General features: G+C 50.1%; 19 protein-coding genes. 5 read left to right on the top strand and 14 right to left on the bottom strand.

The window, feature by feature from the left end:
• Window positions 1-501 precede the first annotated feature (501 nt).
• Window positions 502-2,112, top strand: coding sequence for a CTP synthase (locus ABF463_RS05585; RefSeq protein WP_415532579.1), 1,611 nt, complete (start codon window positions 502-504; stop codon window positions 2,110-2,112).
• Window positions 2,113-2,269: 157 nt separating this feature from the next.
• On the opposite strand, the gene rpmA is transcribed toward ABF463_RS05585, so the two are convergent.
• The 6 genes from rpmA to yfmF form a co-directional block, all read right to left on the bottom strand.
• On the bottom strand, window positions 2,270-2,530 hold the full coding sequence (rpmA, locus tag ABF463_RS05580; RefSeq protein ID WP_415532578.1) for a 50S ribosomal protein L27: 261 nt from the start codon (window positions 2,528-2,530) through the stop codon (window positions 2,270-2,272).
• 83 nt (window positions 2,531-2,613) lie between these two features.
• Entirely contained in the window at window positions 2,614-2,925 is a 312-nt protein-coding gene (gene rplU / locus ABF463_RS05575; protein ID WP_415532577.1) for a 50S ribosomal protein L21, read from the bottom strand.
• Window positions 2,926-3,030: 105 nt separating this feature from the next.
• Window positions 3,031-3,888 carry a bifunctional methylenetetrahydrofolate dehydrogenase/methenyltetrahydrofolate cyclohydrolase FolD gene (folD, locus tag ABF463_RS05570; protein WP_415532576.1) on the bottom strand — a complete coding sequence of 286 codons (858 nt, stop codon included), beginning with the start codon at window positions 3,886-3,888 and terminating at the stop codon, window positions 3,031-3,033.
• The gene (gene lgt / locus ABF463_RS05565; RefSeq protein ID WP_415532575.1) at window positions 3,888-4,856 is read right to left on the bottom strand and encodes a prolipoprotein diacylglyceryl transferase; all 969 of its coding nucleotides are present in this window, start codon (window positions 4,854-4,856) and stop codon (window positions 3,888-3,890) included. Before lgt ends, folD begins: the two co-directional genes overlap by 1 nt.
• 87 nt (window positions 4,857-4,943) lie before the next feature.
• Entirely contained in the window at window positions 4,944-6,230 is a 1,287-nt protein-coding gene (gene yfmH, locus ABF463_RS05560) for an EF-P 5-aminopentanol modification-associated protein YfmH (protein WP_415532574.1), read from the bottom strand.
• Between the two features lies 1 nt (window position 6,231).
• The gene (yfmF, locus tag ABF463_RS05555; RefSeq protein ID WP_415532573.1) at window positions 6,232-7,620 is read right to left on the bottom strand and encodes an EF-P 5-aminopentanol modification-associated protein YfmF; all 1,389 of its coding nucleotides are present in this window, start codon (window positions 7,618-7,620) and stop codon (window positions 6,232-6,234) included.
• Window positions 7,621-7,922: 302 nt separating this feature from the next.
• Here yfmF and obgE point away from each other — a divergent pair, with 302 nt between their 5' ends.
• From obgE to ABF463_RS05535, 4 genes are all read left to right on the top strand, one after another.
• Window positions 7,923-9,191 (top strand): GTPase ObgE, encoded by a 1,269-nt coding sequence (gene obgE / locus ABF463_RS05550; protein WP_415532572.1) that lies wholly within the window; start codon window positions 7,923-7,925, stop codon window positions 9,189-9,191.
• Entirely contained in the window at window positions 9,181-9,609 is a 429-nt protein-coding gene (locus ABF463_RS05545) for a Mini-ribonuclease 3 (protein WP_415532571.1), read from the top strand. Before obgE ends, ABF463_RS05545 begins: the two co-directional genes overlap by 11 nt.
• Window positions 9,610-9,654: 45 nt before the next feature.
• Entirely contained in the window at window positions 9,655-10,551 is an 897-nt protein-coding gene (locus ABF463_RS05540) for a YitT family protein (RefSeq protein WP_415532570.1), read from the top strand.
• A gap of 223 nt (window positions 10,552-10,774) precedes the next feature.
• Window positions 10,775-11,545 carry a prepilin peptidase gene (locus ABF463_RS05535; RefSeq protein WP_415532569.1) on the top strand — a complete coding sequence of 257 codons (771 nt, stop codon included), beginning with the start codon at window positions 10,775-10,777 and terminating at the stop codon, window positions 11,543-11,545.
• A 1-nt stretch (window position 11,546) separates the two neighbouring features.
• Here ABF463_RS05535 and ABF463_RS05530 read toward each other — a convergent pair whose 3' ends face one another.
• From ABF463_RS05530 to ABF463_RS05495, 8 genes are all read right to left on the bottom strand, one after another.
• Window positions 11,547-12,194: a type II secretion system protein J gene (locus tag ABF463_RS05530; protein WP_415532568.1), complete on the bottom strand. Its 648-nt coding sequence runs from the start codon at window positions 12,192-12,194 to the stop codon at window positions 11,547-11,549.
• A 27-nt stretch (window positions 12,195-12,221) separates the two neighbouring features.
• Complete coding sequence (locus tag ABF463_RS05525) at window positions 12,222-12,605, bottom strand: hypothetical protein (protein ID WP_415532567.1); 384 nt, start codon at window positions 12,603-12,605, stop codon at window positions 12,222-12,224.
• Entirely contained in the window at window positions 12,602-14,356 is a 1,755-nt protein-coding gene (locus ABF463_RS05520; RefSeq protein ID WP_415532566.1) for a hypothetical protein, read from the bottom strand. The genes ABF463_RS05525 and ABF463_RS05520 overlap by 4 nt, the downstream gene beginning before the upstream one ends.
• A gap of 29 nt (window positions 14,357-14,385) precedes the next feature.
• Entirely contained in the window at window positions 14,386-15,234 is an 849-nt protein-coding gene (locus tag ABF463_RS05515) for a hypothetical protein (RefSeq protein WP_415532565.1), read from the bottom strand.
• On the bottom strand, window positions 15,234-15,791 hold the full coding sequence (locus ABF463_RS05510; RefSeq protein WP_415532564.1) for a hypothetical protein: 558 nt from the start codon (window positions 15,789-15,791) through the stop codon (window positions 15,234-15,236). Before ABF463_RS05510 ends, ABF463_RS05515 begins: the two co-directional genes overlap by 1 nt.
• A gap of 64 nt (window positions 15,792-15,855) precedes the next feature.
• A complete protein-coding gene (locus ABF463_RS05505) occupies window positions 15,856-16,917 on the bottom strand; it encodes a hypothetical protein (RefSeq protein WP_415532563.1) in 1,062 nt (353 codons plus the stop codon).
• A 34-nt stretch (window positions 16,918-16,951) separates the two neighbouring features.
• On the bottom strand, window positions 16,952-18,175 hold the full coding sequence (locus tag ABF463_RS05500; protein ID WP_415532562.1) for a type II secretion system F family protein: 1,224 nt from the start codon (window positions 18,173-18,175) through the stop codon (window positions 16,952-16,954).
• A gap of 171 nt (window positions 18,176-18,346) precedes the next feature.
• The gene (locus tag ABF463_RS05495) at window positions 18,347-18,817 is read right to left on the bottom strand and encodes a type II secretion system protein (RefSeq protein WP_415532561.1); all 471 of its coding nucleotides are present in this window, start codon (window positions 18,815-18,817) and stop codon (window positions 18,347-18,349) included.
• Window positions 18,818-19,003 lie beyond the last annotated feature (186 nt).

The raw sequence follows: 19,003 nt of genomic DNA, 5'->3' as shown, positions 1-19,003 counted from the left end.
CGCGCGCACTGCGTTTTTTAATAGGATGGAACTATGCAGCAAAGTCCATGGATATCCATGCCGCTTCGCAATTATAAAGAAAATTTTCTCCATTTCCATTATATCAAGAAAAAATCAAAAAATCAAGCGCATGTGCGGAGTTTATTTTCAAAACAGTAAGCAAGTGTGGTAGGCGGTTGGGCAGGACATTGTATCGTACCGCCGTCCTTCGCCTTCAGCAAACGATCTGCCGCTGTTTTCAAGAAAAGAACGACTGCAGTAAACCACCCCTTTCAGCAGGTAAATCGGCATCTGTCGGTCTCCTCGCACAAACAAAAAAACGAGCAGCGCCCACATGTAATTTTTCCTTGACCGCTGGCAACAAACAGGGTAGAATAGGTGAGTATGTTTATTCGCTGTTCGGCGGTAAACCGAACAGCAACGCGCGCCGCACCCGTGTGCGGGCGATCGAATTTTGGGACATGCATATTTTGGCATGTCGGGACGCGAGGAGGAAACGGTTTGGCGGTAAAATATATTTTTGTAACGGGCGGCGTCGTATCCGGCCTCGGAAAGGGCATCACAGCCGCATCCCTCGGCAGGCTCCTCAAAGCGAGGGGATACCGGGTGACCATGCAGAAATTTGACCCGTATATCAATGTGGACCCCGGTACCATGAGCCCCTATCAGCATGGTGAGGTGTTCGTGACCGACGACGGCGCGGAAACCGATCTTGACCTTGGACACTATGAACGGTTCATTGACGAGAATCTGTCGGTTAATTCCAACATCACCACCGGCAAAGTGTATTGGAACGTTATCACCAAAGAACGGCGCGGCGATTTCCTTGGGGGTACGGTGCAGGTCATTCCGCACATTACCAACGAGATCAAAGAGCGCATCTACCGCGTGGGCCGTACAGGGCACACCGACATCGTCATCACCGAGATTGGCGGCACGGTGGGTGATATCGAATCCACCCCGTTTCTGGAAGCCATCCGGCAGGCGGCCAAAGAAGTGGGTCCGCACAATGCCATGTTTATCCATGTGACGCTGGTGCCATACATCTATGGTTCTGATGAACTGAAATCCAAGCCCACCCAGCACAGCGTGAAAGAACTGCTCTCTCTCGGCATCCAGCCAAACATCATTGTCTGCCGCAGTGAGCACCCCATTCCAGAGGACATGCGTGAAAAAATCAGCCTGTTCTGTAACATTCGTCCGGAGGATGTTATCCAGAACCTGACGGCACCGGTACTTTATGAAGTCCCACTGATGCTTGAAAAAGAAGGCCTGGCCCATTCCGTTTGCCATCATCTGGAATTGGATGAAACCAGGGCACCCGACTTGGACGAATGGCGTGCGATGGTTAAGCGCTTCGAGGACACCAACGGCGAGCTGACCATTGCGCTGGTGGGTAAGTATGTGGAACTGCACGACGCTTACCTCTCCGTAGTGGAATCGCTTTGCCATGCGGGCATTGCCAACGGCGTGCAGGTGCATGTCAAATGGGTCAACTCCGAAGATGTTACACCACAGAATGTAGCCGCGCAGATCGCGGGCTGCGACGGCATTTTGGTACCGGGCGGATTTGGCGACCGGGGCATTCCCGGCATGATTGAAGCCGTCAAATACGCCCGTGAACAGCAGATCCCATTTTTCGGAATCTGTTTGGGAATGCATATGGTCGCCATTGAATTTGCGCGCAATGTAATCGGTTTTGACGATGCAAATTCTGCTGAATTTGAACCTGAATGTTCACACGCGGTCATCGCCTTCATGCCCGACCAAAAGGACATCACCAATCTCGGCGGTACGATGCGGCTGGGTCTGTATCCCTGTAAGTTGAAGGCAGGCACCCTCAGCCGTTCGGTATACCACAACGAAGAACTGATTTATGAACGGCACCGCCATCGGCTGGAATTTAACAACGAATATCGTGAGGATTTCGAGCGCAATGGCATGGTTTTGGCAGGGCTTTCGCCGGATGAAAATCTGGTGGAAATGGTCGAATTGCCCGATCACCCCTGGTTTATCGGTGTGCAATTTCATCCTGAATTTAAATCCCGGCCGAACCGCCCGCATCCATTATTTGCATCCTTCATTGCAGCCGCAAAAAAACATCAGTCCTAAATCAACTCCATCTATTTTTTCAAAACATACGCGACCGGCAAGTTATAATTTGCCGGTCGCGTTTTTTGATGCAAAAAATCCCGAAAAGCAAACCGCTTTCCGGGATTTTCAATATCTCTGCTATTTGATCTGATAAAAATGTACGCCTAAAAAACTTTTACTGTGCTTTGGCGTAAACACTTACACGCTTGCGATCACGGCCCACACGTTCGAACTTCACGCGGCCTTCAATCAGTGCGAACAGCGTGTCGTCGTTTCCACGACCGACATTTTCACCCGGATGAATATGTGTGCCGCGCTGTCTCAGAATGATGTTGCCTGCGAGGACAGCCTGGCCGTCCGCACGTTTTACGCCAAGGCGTTTGGACTCGGAATCGCGTCCGTTTTTGGTAGAGCCTACCCCTTTTTTATGTGCCATCAGATTTACCTCCCTGCGCATTCAAGCAACTGTCGGACTGGCGCTTAAGCACCCAGCCGCGACGTGCTTTTCTTATACCCGCATCAGCCCTCGATTTTTTCGATCTGGACTTTCGTATAGGGCTGACGATGGCCCTTGCGTCTGCGGTAATTCTTTTTGGCCTTGTATTTAAAGACCAGAATCTTCTTCTCTTTGCCGTTCTTTACTACTTTGGCGGACACCTTCGCACCATCCACATACGGTGCGCCGATGACCAACCCCTCATCCTTGCCGAGTGCCGCCACTTTTTCAAATGTGACTTCCGCGCCCTCGTCAAGGCCAAGTTTTTCGACAAAAACAGTGTCGCCCTCAGCGACCTTGTACTGTTTTCCGCCGGTTTCAATTACTGCATACATGTAATGCACCTGCCAATTCAGTCTCGCTGCACGGGGCATGGCATTTGCCATTTACAAACCCATAGCAAGCGGCACGATATAGTATACCGGAACGGCGACGGATTGTCAAGCATTTGTTGGACGCAGCGCCGCCGCTTTCACCGTATTTTTCAACAGCATTGCGCGTGTCATAGGGCCGACACCGCCCGGCACCGGTGTGATATAGGATGCTTTCTCCGCCACCGCCGCAAAATCCACGTCGCCAGCGAGCTTGCCGCTCTCCAGCCGGTTCATGCCGACATCGATGACCACCGCACCGGGCTTCACCATGTCTGCCGTCACAAAGCCTGCACGGCCAACAGCACTCACCAGAATATCCGCCCGTGCCGTGACCTCCGCCAGATTTGGCGTTTTGGAATGCGCGATGGTAACTGTTCCGTTCGCGTGCAGAAGCAGCATGGCCATCGGCTTACCCACGATGTTGCTGCGCCCGATGATTACGCACTCTTTCCCTGCCGGAGAAATCCCTGCGTCGGCAAGCAATTCCATGATGCCTGCCGGTGTACAGGGCAGAAAATCATAATCGTCCAACATGATGCGCCCCACATTTGAGGGATGGAATGCGTCCACATCTTTAGCAGGATTGATGGCCGCGATCACGGCGCGCTCGTCAATCTGCTTGGGCAATGGCAGCTGCACCAGGATACCGTGTACCATCGGGTCACGGTTGAGCCTGTCTACCACGGTGAGCAATTCTTCCTGTGTGGTGTCTGTGGACAAACGGCAGCCCACCGAACGGATACCAACTTCTTCGCAGTCTTTTTCCTTATTGCGCACATAGACCTGTGAAGCCGGATTGTCCCCCACCAACACAACCGCCAAAGAGGGCGAAATCCCATGGGCTTGCAGAGCGCGCACTTCCTTCGCCACCTGTGTGCGTACTTTTGCAGAGGCGGCCTTACCGTCAAGCAATTTTGCAGGCATTACTCCTCGTCCTTCCGTTTATCAGCATGTTCTGCCGTCTGTGTGTCGGCGGGCCGTCCATTGTTTTCATCCACCGACTGTTCAGCCTTTTTGCGTTCGTCTTCTACTGCCCGTGCCGCTTCCGTAAACAACGGTGTATACGCGGCTTTATCCGCCGCCATTTGCCGCAGCTTCATCCGCTTGAAAACAATGAGGCAAAGAGCCACGACAAATGTGACCGCCGCCACCAGCTGTGACACGCGGATATTACCGATCATCAAGCTGTCGGTGCGCAGGCCCTCAATGAAGAACCGACCGAAACCATACCACATGACATACAGTAAAAAAACTTCGCCGTTGAATTTGCGATGCTTGTGATATTTGTGAAGAATCAAAAAACCGACGATGTTCCAAATCGATTCAAAGAGAAAGCAAGGCTGATACCCTATATTGACATTGCTTGGATCGACACCCGCCATGCGCCACCATGCATTTGTAGCCGCTCCATAAGCCTCGCGGTTAAAGAAATTCCCCCAGCGCCCAAGGGCCTGTCCGATGGGGAACCCCAGCCCCGCAATATCAAACACAGCGCCGACACTGATTTTTTTCTTTTTGCAAACAAGAAACGCCGCAACCAATGCACCCACAATGCCGCCATAGATGCCAAGTCCGCCGTCCCGCAAAAACAGGATGGAAATCGGATTCTGAAAATATGGGTTTCCGTATGGCGACGGGTAGAAAATCACATAATACAGCCGCGCACCCACTACGCCGCAAATGAGGGAAATAATAATGATATCTGTCAGATCGTCGGGTTTTATATGGAAATCCTTGCAGTGTCGGAATGCGTACCACATAGCAAGCAGCAGCCCGATGGCGATCAAAATGCCATACCATTTGATTTCAAAACCGCCGATGTTAAGTGCGCTTGAGTGGACAGGCAGGGAAAGACCCAGTCCGGGGAATGTAACCGGAATGTTCTCATTCATGAACTTGCAACTCCTGTTTTTTAAACAATTAATAAACGGCGTGAATGTGTTGGTATGTAGCGCGGGCATGCGCCCGCGTACATCCTTTTAAGATACCTGCGCGGATTCCACCGGCAAAATCACCGAAAGTGCGGCGTTTTCCTGCCGCAGCACGGTCTCCAAACGATTCTTGACATCCTCTTCCGTTACCTGTGCCACAGCTTCCACCATGTCAAACGGCCCCATACCCAGAAAACGCAGCCCCGCCATTGCGTTGGCCACGCCATCCACATGGTCATAATGTGATACCAGCCGCCCGTAGGTGTATTTTTTGGCGCGGACAAAGGCCTCCTTATCGATGCCGTCCCGTTTTAGGCGGTCGATTTCCGCATAAACCGCCTCTGCCACGGCATCCGGATCGCGTGATTCGCCGCCGAGAAGCACCGTGCTAAAACTGCGCCCGGTGAAGCTCTCGGTGCCAAAACTGGAATTGATAAGCCCCGCGTCATACAGCTTGCGGTAGAACGGCGAAGCAGTGCCGCAGAGAATCTCCAGCAAAATAGATGTGACCGCTTCTTTGTCAGCGGCATCTTTACCGCTCGCAGGCAAGTCTTTGAATCCCAAATTAAACAGCGGTACGGAGACCGACAGACGCTGTTCCACCCGTGGCTGTACCACGCCCGCGGGTTCTTCGTCAAATTGGCTCTCCACCCCGCTGGGCGGTGCGTCTTTGAGCAGTTTGTCCGCCAACTCAGCCACGACCTGCGGGTCCACATCGCCGGCAACGCAGAGCGCCATGTTGTGCAGATTATAAAACGCGTGATAACACTCATAGAGCAGGTCGGCTGTGATGTGCGAAATGGACTCCGTGGTTCCGGCAATATCAATCTTGACCGGATGCTTGTGATAAATCGCACCCAGCAGATTGAACATCACCCGCCATGCGGGATCGTCCTCGTACATTTTGATCTCCTGCCCGATAATGCCCTGTTCCTTTTGCACGGTCTGCTCGGTGAAATACGGGCTTTGTACGAAATCCAGCAAAATCTCCAGCGATTCCCTGAACCGCTCCGTACTGGAAAACAGGTAGCAGGTACGGTCAAACGAGGTATAAGCGTTGGCGCTCGCTCCGGTACGCGCATAGCGGGAGAATGCATCGCCGTCCTCGCTCTCAAACAACTTATGCTCCAGAAAATGTGCAATCCCCTCCGGCACTGTTACATCCTTGTCACCTACATGGAAGTGATTGTCGATGGAACCGTATCGCGTACCAAAAATGGCGTATTGGGACGCATACCCTTTTTTCGGTGCGATGAAGATATCCAAGCCGGTGGGATGCTTGGCATATAGCACGGTTTCACCCAGCCGCTCATTGGTAATGGTGGTAAATTCCATCTCACTCCGCCTCCTTTTCGCCCGCAAGCAGATAGACTGTGTCGAGCGCGATACCAGACGCCGCATGCACCACTTCCGCTTTTGAAAGTGCGGCAATCGCCTCCGCAACCTGCTCCGGCGTGCGGATACGGCCAACCAGCGCCTGTGCCAGATACCACATAGCGATACCTTCAAGCGAATCGTTGAGTTCTTTATAGGAATTTTGCAGGCTCAGCACTGCAAAACGCAGATCATCATCAGAAAAATCCCCGGCTTTGAGCGCATCAAGCTGCCTGAGAATCTCCACACGCGCTTTTTCAGCGTTCTGTTCTTCCACGCCGGATTCAATAAACACCAGTCCCTTGTGCCGTTCATACCGTGCATAGCAATAATAACAAAGGCTTAGTTTTTCACGCACATTTAAAAACAGCAGCGCGTGGGGCGAACCGCCCAGCACGGTACAGGCCAGCTGTGCCGCGTCGGCTTCCGCGTCCGGCAGCGCCACACCCGCGCGAAAACCCAAACCCAGTTTGGCCTGCGTGACCGGCAGATGTTCCACCGTTTCTTTCACCACGCCGCGCGGCGCACGTATTACCTGCGTCTCGCAGAAAAACGGCTGGTCACGAAGAATCTTGTTGAAAGCAAGCTTGAACACTTCCCGTGCGCCATCCGCATCCCCTGCCCCAACAAACAACACCTCTGCGCGGGCGCGGGTAAGCACCTCACGCCACGCGCACACCAGTGCGTCTGGCGTAATGGCTTCCACCATTTCCACACTGCCGTATTCGTTCACGCCAAAAGCTTCGCCCCGGCACATTTCCTCCCGCAGGCGATAACTTGCATATGCGCGCTTGTCGTTGAGTTTCGAGCGGATGATATCAGCCAGATTTCTTTTTTCAACCGCCACATCAGCCGCACGGAAAGCCGCATTTTCAAAGGCAGGATCAAATACAACATCGCGCAGAAGCGAGACGCCTGCTTTCAGCAATTCTTCCTGCTCCAGTGCAAAACGGTCACCCAACACTTCAATATAAAGTGTAACGATCTGTGTCTCTCCGCGCTTGGACACATCCCATTCAAGCTGCGCGCCATACAATTCCGCCAATCGGGCATTCAAAGCCGTCATGTCCGGATACGCACGGCAGCCCCGCCGCAGCACCATGGGCAGCAGCGCGTACAGGGAAGCTGTTTCTGCCCGCAGAGGCAGAACAAAGTTGATTGAAATATGGTTGTATTTGAATTTGTCCTCATGCACCGAGGTAAAATAAATCCCCTCTTTTAAGGGAGTCCTTTGAAACTTTTCCGTAAACACGCACCTCCGCTGTTCATTTTCATGTCTGGGCCGCACCTGTTTCAGGCTGCCCGCCCGAAAAATACCCGTCATGCCCAATCTGCCGATTTTTTCCGTCAATCATCTTTATTATATCACATGGAGGGTAAAATAACTATATAATCGGCAATTGCACGGTACATGCTTGCAAGCAAAAGCACGCCGTACTCCCTTCAGGCAATGCATTCATTCTTTAACAAGCTATATCCCGGTTGAAAAACGTGCTCCGCCCGCCGTTGACAAGCAAATACAAAACCGGTATGATGAACGGTGTCGGATTTCGCGTGTTTATTGTTTATTATTGAAGAAATCTATCGGATAAATCACATAAAGCGGTTGCAAAACCGCGGCGCGCCTCAAAAGCGCGGGAAAACGGAGGCGTTATGTTCGTCGATACAGCAAAAATTATGCTCAAGGCGGGGGACGGCGGAAATGGTTGTGTGTCGTTCCGGCGGGAAAAATATGTGGCAGCGGGCGGCCCGGACGGCGGGGACGGCGGCAAGGGCGGCGACATTATTTTTGAGGTGGATGATAACCTTTCCACCCTTTCAGACTTCCGCTACAAACGCAAATACGCAGCGGAAAACGGCGAGAACGGCAAGCAAAAAAAGAGCTTTGGCCGGCGCGGGAAATCACTGGTCATCAAAGTGCCGCGCGGCACGCTCATCAAAGACGAAGCCACCGGAAAAGTGCTGCACGACATGTCGAACGACGAACCATATGTCGCCGCACAAGGCGGTAAAGGCGGTTGGGGCAATTGCCATTTTGCCACGCCGACAAGGCAGGTTCCGCGCTTTGCCAAAAGCGGCATTCCCGGTGAAGAACGTGAGATACGTCTTGAGCTGAAACTACTGGCGGATGTAGGCCTTCTGGGCTTCCCCAATGTGGGAAAATCCACCCTGCTCTCCACGGTCAGTGAAGCCAAACCCGTCATCGGCAACTATCCGTTCACCACCCTCTCCCCAGTACTGGGCGTGGTACGCGTCGGCGACCGTTCTTTCGTCATGGCGGACATTCCCGGCCTGATCGAAGGCGCCAGCACCGGCGTGGGGTTGGGGCACGCCTTTTTGCGCCATGTGGAACGCTGCCGTCTGTTGGTGCATATCGTAGACATTTCCGGCAGCGAGGGGCGCGACCCCATTCAGGATTTTGAAACCATCAATGCGGAGTTGAGCGGTTATAGTCCGGAATTGTCCGAACGACCGCAAATCGTAGCGGGCAACAAATGCGACATTGCCGACGAAGAGGCCGTGGCGCGCTTCCGTGCATTTATTGAAGAAAAAAAGCTACCGTTCTTCCCTATCTCGGCGGCCACGCAAAACGGCGTCACACCTCTTTTGCAGGCTGTAGCTGCTAAACTTGCCGCGCTGCCCCCTATCAAGATCTTTGCACCTGAAGAATTGCCGCAGGAAGATTTTGAAAAGCATGCCGAACGCGAAATCACCGTCACGGAACATGACGGCGTCTATTTCGTGGAAGGACGCTGGCTGCTCAATGTCATCGGTTCTGTCAATTTTCAAGACTATGAATCGTTGCAGTATTTTCAGCGCGTACTGCGCAACAGCGGCGTGATTGACAAATTGGTGGAGGCAGGCATCCACGAGGGAGATACAGTGAGCATCTATGACGTGGAGTTTGATTATGTTGGATAACCTGCTAAATGTACCCTTACCACCCGCGCAGGCCGCCCTGTTCAGCCCGCTCACTCTCGCATTCATTGGCGATGCGGTCTACGAATTGCTGGTGCGGGAACAAGTCGTAGCGCATGGCAGCGCGCCGGTAGGCAAATTACATCACCGGGCGGTGGATTTCGTACGGGCGGATGCGCAGGCACACGCGGTTCAGCTCCTGCTGCCCATGCTGACTGAAACAGAAACAACCGTACTGCGGCGCGGACGCAATGCCAACACTGCCCATGTTGCCAAGCATGCCGATCCTGCCGACTATCGGTATGCCACCGGACTGGAGGCACTGTTCGGCTACCTATATCTCATTGGGGAAAATGGCCGTCTGCGAGAATTGTTCACGATGATCGTTAAAGAAAAAGAAACCGCAGCGGGAAAAATCTAAAGAGACAATTATCATCTGTAAAAAAGCAAGTTGGGGAGAACTGTTATGAAGTATAGAGGCAAGCCGATATCGTCCACCAAAATCACACCACGCGAATTGGCCAAGGATGTTTTGTTTTTTGTGGCAGGCACCTTCCTGTACTCCATGAGCGTTTCTGTGTTCACGGCACCCAATCACATTGCGCCTGGCGGTGTGACCGGTCTTTCCACTATCCTGCATTATCTCATCCATACGCCCATCGGTACAATGATCTTCATCTTGAACATTCCGCTGTTCATTCTTGCCTGGCGCTTTCTTGGAAAACGCCTGGTGGTTAAAACCATTTTCTGCACATTGCTGGTGTCCGTTTTTACGGATGTCCTCGCGCTGCCGTTTGTACCCACCTACACGGATAATTCCATTCTTGCAGCGCTGTATGGCGGCGTACTGTCCGGCGCGGGCCTAGGGCTGGTGTTTCTGCGCGGCGGCACTTCCGGCGGCAGTGATGTTTTGGGGCGTCTGCTTCGGTTAAAATGGCCTCACATATCTATGGGACGTATGATGCTTTTAGTCGACTTCTGCGTCATCGCGCTATCTGCACTGGTGTTTCGAAACGTTAATGTCGCGCTGTTCGCCATCGTGGTGGAATTTACTTCCTCACGTGTTGTAGACAGCCTGCTCTACGGTGCGGATAACGGCCGCATGGCGCTCATTATCTCCGACCGGTATCAGGATGTAGCAGAGGCAATCCGTCTGGAACTCAACCGTGGCGTCACGCTGCTGAAAGGCGAAGGATATTATACCGGCAAACAGCACGAGATTCTGCTCTGTGCCGTCCGTCGCACACAGGTAGCCAGACTGCACGCCCTTGTGCGCCGCACCGACCCGCAGGCGTTCGTCATCATGTGCAGCGCCGACGAAGTGCTGGGCCGCGGCTTCAAGCCACTGCACCAGCGCGACTGAGGACTAATTGAATGGTAATGTATGCCCATACCAGGCGATGATTGTCCGCTAGGCACACGATAAAAATTTTCTATTGAACCGATGGCTTTTATTCTATACGTCGGTTTCAGACCCAAATCGTGCTTACAGCCTGATTGCAAGAATACACGATATCCTGTAAAATAGAAGATAAACAGTGTTACACAATTTTCACACATAAGGTTATTGGACGGGAGACGGAAATTTGACTATTTTGATTGGCATTTTTATTGTGATTTTCGGACTGGTATTCGGCAGTTTTCTAAATGTGTGTATTTACCGCATTCCGTTAGGCGAATCATTTGCCACTGGCCGCTCGCACTGCATGGCATGCGGACACGAATTGCGTGCGCCTGATCTAATCCCTGTATTCAGTTATCTTTTCTTGCACGGTAAATGCCGGTACTGCGGCGCGAAAATCAGTGTGCAATATCCTCTGATTGAACTGATGAATGCTTTTTTGTATCTTGCGCTGTATCTGCGATGTGGATGGCATCCCATTTTCTTTCTTTATGCCGCATATGGTTCCGCATTGATTGTTACCGCTCTAATTGATATAAAGACCCAAATCATCCCCAACGGACTTGTGCTGTTTGTCGGTGCGGTCAGTGTTATTGGTTTGTTTTTTCTGCCAGAAAAACCGCTTGGATGGCGGCTGCTCAACGGATTGCTGGGATTGTTGGCGGGCGGATTGCCACTGTATGCCGCCGCACTCCTTTCCAAGGGCGGCATGGGGCTGGGCGATGTCAAACTTGCCGCAGCGTGCGGTTTACTGCTGGGTTGGCAGAACACCCTGCTGGCATTATTTTTCGCCGTTGTCAGCGCGGGGATATTCGCTGGTTTTCTCGTCATCATGCGTAAAAGGAAGATGCAGTCTGCTATTGCTTTCGGCCCTTTTCTATCAATGGGTTTTGGCATTGCACTGCTATGCGGGAGCACTATCATCACATGGTATCTGCATCTTTTGGGCATATGATTCAGCTATTTTCCTGGAATTCAATGGCTGGTCCAGAAGTAACTGTGGATGGTCTGCTACCATTTACGGTCAGCCCGGTTACTCCCAAAGATGAATCCAAATTATTCAATATGATATTGGTCTGCATAGACGAAAGAACTGCACCTGTGGAAGATCGTTTAACCTCCAGCGATACCTTTAACAACATATCCCCAACATAAGCAAACTGCAAATTGCTAATATACATGTTGTTATTCCAGTTGGCGTTGTACGCCTGCTCGTTTTGATAGGTGCTGGTTGACTGAATCGAGTTACTTAATGGAAATGACGCGTAGACCAGCCTGCCGCTATGCAGACTGGGTTCCACATATAGGGCGCTGTCATATTGCGGCGTAGTTGTGGTATTAATGGATCGCGTTACACTAACCGAGCCCGCCACAATGGGTTGTCGAATATTCACCGACTTCGCATAGGACACTTCGCTGCGGATATGTTGCATCGTTTGAAGCGCAAGCGCCTGCGCCTCCTGCGTGTTGTTCGCCTGCGCATACAGGCTCATCCCGACCGAAAAAACTGTTACTGCCGCCGCACCAATAATGGCGGTAATTGCCATGGAGATAATCAGTTCGATCAACGTGAACCCCTGTTGTTTTTTAAAAATATGACACATCTGGGTTCCTCCTCCGCACCAGTCCCGTTACTGTGGCACAAATGTGTAATACGTCACGCTGTTATCCACCCCTGCCGAAGCGGTTCCCTTCACGTAGCTTCCAGATACCGTATAAGAATTGGTGCCGTCTGAAAAGACCATAGTGCCGGAGACTGTGCTTACGCTTGCGCCTGATGTACTGCCCGTACCCATGGTTGTCTGCTGTGCGACGCCGCCTGCAGCCGTCATACCGCCTTTTGTGTTGCCGCGCGCGCGGCTAATGACAGAAAGGGACAACATCAGCACCGTGCATACGAACACGGCCACCACCGCAAACAGCGCAACGCTGACAATGCCTTCAATCAAGGTATCTCCGTGTTGTTCTCTATAAAAACGAATGAAAAACAAATCCCATTTTTTAAACTGCTTCATTTGTTCGACCACCCCGCTATCGCACTGTTCCCAAACTGCGTGCTGTAATTGCCAGATGCAATATTTTCCAACGGTGTGCCGGCGAACATTTTCCCAGTAATAGAATCTATTAAGGGGGGACAATAAGCAAAAACAGGTTGGGAGCTAAGCTGTACGGTGGAAGTCGTAATAAGCGCACTTCCATAAAAACCCGCGCTGCTCCATGTTGTGCCGGATGTGCTTGTCCACTGGAAAGAAGGCGTATACAAATATGCCTGCAATACTGCATATGTATCAAGATACCACATATTGGCGTATGTCGCTGTAGGATCATACGTTTGGTGACCTTCAATAATCAGAATTTTAGGGGGGTTGGACGCACTTGCGTTTGTCCATGTGATGGATCCGCTTTGCACAATTTGATTTACTTTATAGGTTGCATCATCGGGTATATAGATATATAGATAATTGCTTCCAGACACAGTAATGTTACAGCTGATTGTAAACTTGTTGCTGCCAACGCTTGGTGCCAGCAATAGCCTCATTGGAGATCCTTTTGAACTTCCTGTATTTACCGTATAATTGTGTAAACTATTTACCATATCTTGTGTCAACAAGCCGCTGGAGGAAGTAGTTGCAACGGTTCCATTCTTCTCAAGTGATAAAATATCACTATCATTTTCCGTTCGTTTATATGCCAGGCTGTTGCTGTAGTATGGGTCGTTCGTTCCATTGTTATACCCAATCTGCATGGGCATATTGCCCGGATACGTAACCGAAAAATTTGCTTTTCCATCGGATTGGGTAATGGGCTGATTAGGACTGAGTCTTTGGATCGAGCCTTTTATAGTGATAGTCCCCGTTACATACAGGTGGTTCACATACAGTGTCTGTCCGACATCTACAGTAAGGTTGCCGTTCACATAGACAGAGTCAGCATAATACTTATAGAAATCATCTCCGTTTGATTGCCAGCCGTTGAAATAATAACGCGTACCAATATATAGGTTGCCCGTTGTGCTGATGTTGTGGAGATTCCCTTGGCTATTATAGTGCCCTGCAAGGTATAGGTTTGAATTCTGCCACGACCCACCGTTCCCTTGTGCGCGATTGGGATTGGCAATACCGATCAAATCCCCATTGATTGTCATGTTGTTGAGTGTGGTCACGTCATAATATGTTGATTGTCCTGTAAATGTCGCACCACTTGCAAAATGGGGTGCGTCATACCCCGCCGCACCCGAAATATAACGTACATTCTGAAATGGATTTGCATAATTTTCGCCCTGTGTAACAGATGAAGCGGTCCAATTTAAATTTGCCGTCACCTGTGCGCGCTGCTGGTTGATGGCAAATTTGGCAGAGGGGATATTGGTTGCGGTCAGTTTCAGGGTTCCATCTGTATTTTTTGTAAAAACAACACTGTAATTTCCCAACCCATTTGCAGCCGATCCCATCAGGGTATACGATAAACGCGACCCGTTAAGCACGCCGATAAGTGCTTGCTGTAAATTGTATAGAGAGCCGGAAGTCGCGGTTGTAACTGCGGCTTGTTGAGCCAGTTTAGTAGCAGCGCCATTAGCTGAGCGCGCTGTAAAATACGCCTGTTGGCTTCTATTTTCAACTGTAGAGACCGTCGTGGACGCACAGGCAAGAGAAAACACTGCCATCGCCATCACCATAAAAAATGCAAAGAACACCATCACAAGCAAAAGCGACGAACCTTTTTGTCCGTGGTCTGATTGGCCCCGCAACACCTTATGTATGAGCATATGCACCTCTTTTCTTTCAACGACTGCACCTACATGAGGCTGGGCTTGCCGGAAACTGCCGGCAATGTCCACACCAACGTCTGGTCGCTGTCGCTCGGTTTTAATGCACCATAGCACCTGACTGTCACCGTAATCGACGCACCGGATATCTGCAAAGATGTCACCTGCACGGTTTTACCCGTATTTTTCAAGGCGTCCAGAAAAGACATCGCTTGTGCATAGGTGCCTGTCATTGTTAAAGTAACATCCACCTGCAAAACCTTTGCAGACATATTTTGTGTCGAGGCAGTCGAAGAGTTGGCAGCATTTGCGGAGGATACCGGCTGCGAAGATGCCGGCTGCGAAGATGCCGGCTGCGAAGATGTAGGTCGCGAGGATGATGTGCCTGCGGATGAAGATGATGAACTGCCCGCCATCCTACGATAGGTGTCTGCAAGCGTCCCCAACTCATATGGCGGCACTGTGCCGCCGGCCTGGGTGCTATTGGCAGCCTTAGCCGTACCGGACTGTGCATCCGCAGTAATCTGGACCGCCTGTGCATCCGAAAACGTGGCGTTGCTAAGACTCAGCCCCGCACCGTTCATCAAGTGAACGAGCCAAACATTCAGCAGGTCATGATCCACCGATGGCAACAGCGCCCCAGCCTTTGTCTGGCAGGCATCTAACTGTTTCTGGATATTTTTCTTTAATTGGGGTGCTTCCGCCACGACGCGCATTGCATTGTTCACTTGTTGGTTAACCGCAGCCATTTGCTTGGATTGCACCCGCATGTTTAAATAAGCAGGACGGATAAGGAAATAAAAACCCAGCAACACAATTGCAATCACGCCCAACGCAATCAGGTAAATCTGGTCACGGGGTGTAACCTTCATGTTCATTACGATCCCCCCTGTACGGTGCAGGTGATAACGGACATATATCCGTTGGCGGCATCTGAGCTGACAATATCATAGCTCACACTCGAAAACATGTTGTTTGATTTTAAGGAATTTACAAAACTTGAAAATGCCAGCTGATCTGTTGAAACACAGGTGAGCATCAGCGTTTGATTGCTCAAATTAATAATCTGAACCGTCAAATTTGCAGGAGCAGATTTTGCCACCTCTGTAAACATTGCCGATGTATAAGCTGGCATCTGCCCAAATTTCTGAATTTGGGTTTGTGCCGTCGCTCCATATTGCCGCAGCACAGCAATTTCTTGTGTTGCTTTGTCCCACGCCGCTTGTGCATTTTTTACGTTATTGGTTGCCAGATAGGCATTGCCGCTGCGAATTCCCATCTTCATAAAATGGCTTGAAATGTTCAGATAACAAAACGTACCCAACACGGCCAGCAGGCTGGCACCCAACACAAGTACGGCTATACGCTTTATGCTGTTCCGCCTGCCCGTTGGGTTTTGATAGGCGCTTAATAAATTCAAATCTCGTTGTATCATATGTCACACCTCGGTTGGAGAGGCCATGCCGCCAAGCCCTCAAGCATTGGTTCGCTCGGCCACATCACTTTCTCTTCACAGTAACTCTTTCCAACGGTCTCGTCAAAATTTTACGCCAATCGTTGCGCTCGGTCTGAATAAAGGATCCAAATCCGCAGAGATATTCCGACACGTCACAATCCTTGGGTATCTGCACATTGGAAATTGAATAGATTACCTCTGTCGGCAGCCCCAGCGCATCCGTCAAGATGTCCGCAAGTCCGTACAACCTGGCAAGATCTCCAAACAGAAAAAAGGCGGTTACTGGATTGTCCGCATTCCGTCTGCGTTGAAAAAGATTGATTTTTTGCAATTCTTCTACCAACCGGTTCGTATAGTTTTTAAATGCACGATCCACGATTGAGTCGATGTGCGGATCAGCCAATACCTTATTGATTTGATTCTTAAAAGAATCCCCGCCGACATTACCAGCATGACTCTCCAGCAGTATCATCATCTCCTGTACGGTAACCGGAACAAAACGAGAAAACGCGCGCTCCCCATCTGCAAACAAATGAACGGACAGCCCATCTGCTTCAATCTGCACAAAAACCCTGGCCTGTTCCGGACCTTCGGCATTCACACTTGCCAAAAGCAACAGCTTTTCAAGCGAATTGGTTAACAAATCCACCGCTCGCAAACGTTGATGCATATCCTGCGCCAGTTGCAAATACCCTTCAAGCATCTCTTTGGGAACAGCATACGCCCAAACCGGGCAGACTTTTTCCCCGACATTCTGGCTGTGTATAGAACAATCATAAACATATTCATCCGGACTGCTTACCACCTGGCGAATCTCGTTGCGTGCCATACGCGGGATATCCGCCTCTGCATTTGGCAGCTCCAGCCTGCGGAACAAGATCGAACCGCTATCGATAATATACGTCACTTGGTTTTCGGTAAATCCGCCCTGGCGAATCATTTTCTGGATAAAAGTAGACAGCTCAAGACGCTTTTTGACAAATCCGTCATCCAAGACATCTTCAGAAAAATCGCTCTTTGCGCATTTCCGTATCTGAATGCCAAAAGAAGTCCGTTCGCCTTCCACCAATAAAATATTCGTTTTGCCTATTGCAATTGAAAGCATTTTCAACCTCCAAAACCTGTCTTTGGAGCACAGGTTATAAGCCTGCCCCTCCCGTGCTATTGAGTTGATGGTACATCGAATAAATGGGTGTAATAATTGAAATAACAATAAACCCAACAATGACTGCCATAATAACAATCATCAATGGTTCCAGCATACTCACAAGTCGTGTAATCGCATTGTCTGCCTCTTCGTCATAAAAAGCCGCTGTTTTACGCAGCACACCTTCCAGATTACCAGACTCCTCCCCCACTGAAAGCATGGAGCAAAGCATTGGCGGAAAACTCTCCCGCCGGCGAATCGACACGGACAAAGGCACGCCGCGGCTTACGTCTTTCCTCACTTCTGCCATCAAGCTTTTTACTTGTCTATTATTAATCACCTGTTCAATGATTTCAATAGACTGCACGATTGGCACGCCACCGTTAACCAATGAAGCAAGCGTACGTGCGAAGCGGGCACTCTCGATGGTCATAATCAATTTGCCCAAAACCGGCATACGCAATATGCGTCTGTCACACCAAAGCCGTATCGCCGGATTTCCCATCAAAACACGCACAATTCCAATTAAGATCAATATTGCAAAAGCCAGAATGTACCAGCTGTTTTGAAGAAAACTGCTTAAGCCGAGCAGAATTTTAGTTGTAATGGGAAGTGCGGTTCCCGTCGTCGTAAACATGGTCATGAAAGTTGGCATAACAAACGTCAGCAAGAAAAACACGACCAGCACCGTTATAACCGACAGAAAAATAGGGTATGTCAGCGCCTGCCGCACCTTGTTATTCATTCTATTTTCTTTTTCATACTGGTCGGCCATGCGCATCATTGCTTCTTCAAGCGTCCCACCTGTCTCACCAGATGCTATCATGTTCAACAGCAAGGGCGGGAACGCGCCCTTCTGCTTCTCCATAGAGCGCGAAAGCGCTTCGCCATGCTGTACGTTTTCATATACACCGCGGATTGCACGCTTCAATTGCTGGTTCTGTGTCTGTTCATACAGGACATCCAAGCACTTGATAACCTGTAGGCCGGATTCAAGCATGGTGCTAAACTGCCTGCAAAAGACCGCAAGATTTTTAACACTAATTTTGCTGTTGAACCATAGCCCTTTCTTGAGATCATAGCTTTCGTGCACATCTACGACATACAGGTCACGCTCTTTCACAATTCGGTAAAATTCGTCCAAACTCTGCGCTTCCTGTGTACCGCGTATGGATGCGCCGTCCATATCGCGCGCTTCGAAAATATATCGTCCCATGGAACTCCTCTCTGCTATGGCTGCACGGTCCTGGTCAGGAATCAAAAGCAGACCCGCAAAAAGCACCATAGACTGGGAACAGGCCGACTCCAAAGAGCCGACCTGTTAAATTATAAAACTGTCATTTAATATGTACTTATTAAAATGTTTAATGCGATGAAATGACACTGCTTACGAAATCGGATATGTAATGTTGTTCGTAACTCCATATTTGGCAATGACCACACTAGAAATTTCACCGCTTGTGTCAACCACAATGGATTTAATAGTAATCGGGGTTCCTGTACTTGGCGTTGTGACAGAATCAGCGGCAATCTTACCACTAAAAGAAGCGCCAAGATAGGTTTGCAGATCGGTCTGCGTGATGGTCGAACCGTATGCATTCGCACTTGCAGCCAAAGTAGTACCCGCATTATCTTGTGCCGTCGCATAGGACTGCGCCGCTGTAAAAATATTACGTGCATCGGACTGTGCAGATGTCAGCCGTGCGCTGCTGACCATACCCATAATGGAAGGAACCAAAATTGCAATCAAAATTGCCAGAATTGCGATAACCACAATCAACTCAATTAGAGTAAACCCGCCCTTGTTTTTACGGAGTTTTTCCTGCCGCTTGCGCAGGGATGTCAAAAATACTGTCAATGAATCTTCCTCCTAAAATTTTCAGTATTGATATTTGTCTATCAAAACTTTTTACGACACTTTAATGAGTATAGCATGTTTTTGCACTGAATTCAATACGCAATAAAGGGGTTTATACAATAATTTAGCTGCAAATATTAGCGTTATTCATATAAAATCCACAAACAAACGGCGTTAGGCATATTT

The sequence above is a fragment of the Ethanoligenens sp. genome (assembly GCF_047718355.1).
GTDB lineage: Bacteria > Bacillota > Clostridia > Oscillospirales > Ethanoligenentaceae > Ethanoligenens.
Note: the sequence above shows the minus strand (reverse complement) of the source record. Positions and strands in the feature narration are given on the sequence as shown.